Genomic DNA, 1,262 nt, shown 5'->3' on the forward strand with positions numbered 1-1,262 from the left:
CGAGATCCCGAAGAAGCCGGCGTCGAAGTCGCCCGCACCGTGCAGGAAGCCGCCCTCACGGGTGTAGGTGCGCCCGGGGGTGTCGGGGTCGGGATCGTAGACGGCATCGGCGTCCCAGCCCCGGTCGTCGGGGAACGGGGTGATGGCGTCGGTGCCCTCCTGCACCAGCTGCCACAGGTCGGCGGGGGTGGCGACGCCGCCGGGGTAGCGGCAGGCCATGCCGACGACGGCGATCGGCTCGCCGGACGCGGCTTCCAGCTCCCGCAGTCGGCCGCGGGTCTGATGGAGGTCGGCCGTCACTCGTCGGAGGTAACCGAGCAGCTTTTCCTGTTCCGACATCATTACCTCACGGGATCGGGCGTGCGTGCGTACAGGGACTGCGGGTGAGGGGGCGTAGGCAGGGCGAGGCGGGCGTTCGCCTTCAGTGCGGGCCGAATTCCCGGTCGATGAAGCTGAAGAGGTCATCCGCGCCGGCCGACTCCAGGTCGTCGGCCACGTCTGACGATCCGTTCGCCCCGGCGTCGCCGTTCTGGGCGCTGCTCCCGTTCGGGGCGGAGCGGCGCCAGTGGGACAGGAGGTCCTGGAGCCGGGTGACCACCATGGCCCGGGTGGCGTCGTCGGGCGCTGCGGCCGGGTCGGCCATCGCCTTCTCCAGGCGGTCGAGTTCGGCGCGCAGCGTCGTGTCCGTGGCCGATGGCGCTTCTTCGCCGACGGCCGTGTCCGGCGGTGTCAGCTCCGCGCCGAGGTGTTCGGCGAGGCGGGTGGGGTCGGGGTGGTCGAAGACGAGGGTGGCGGACAGCCGCAGGCCGGTCGCGGTGTTGAGGCGGTTGCGCAGTTCCACGGCGGTCAGCGAGTCGAATCCCATGTCGAGGAAGCCCTGCTCGGCGGGGATCGATGCGGCCGACCCGTGTCCGAGCACGGTCGCAGCGTGCTCGCGCACGGTGCGCAGCAGCACCCGCCGGCGTTCGCCCTCCTCCAGCCCGACGAGCCGATGGGGCAACTGCGCACCGTCCGACTGCGGTTCGTGTCCGGCGGATGCCGTCGTACGGCGCCGGGGCGGCACCGGCCGCCCGGTCAGGCCGCTGAGCACGGGCTGGACCGGGGCGCCCGCATCGGCCGCGCCGAGGGCGGGGCCGTCCAGTTCGGCCGCCAGTACCAGACTCTGCGTGGACTCGGCGGCTGCGTCGAAGAGGCGGAGCGCGTCGTCGTTCCGCAGCGGTACGACGCCCATGCGGGCGAAGCGGCTGAGGTCGGTCCCGTCC

At 73.0% G+C, this 1,262-nt stretch carries 2 protein-coding genes; both read right to left on the bottom strand.

All coding sequences use genetic code 11. The annotated features are described in order from the left end of the window. A partial coding sequence (locus SCA03_RS34585; protein WP_174864527.1) for a beta-ketoacyl synthase N-terminal-like domain-containing protein occupies nucleotides 1-339 on the bottom strand: 339 nt, incomplete at its 3' end. 82 nt (nucleotides 340-421) lie between these two features. Further along, a partial coding sequence (locus SCA03_RS34590; protein WP_230989114.1) for a phosphopantetheine-binding protein occupies nucleotides 422-1,262 on the bottom strand: 841 nt, incomplete at its 5' end.

Origin of the sequence: Streptomyces cacaoi (genome assembly GCF_006539165.1) — a bacterium.
GTDB classification, from domain to species: domain Bacteria; phylum Actinomycetota; class Actinomycetes; order Streptomycetales; family Streptomycetaceae; genus Streptomyces; species Streptomyces cacaoi.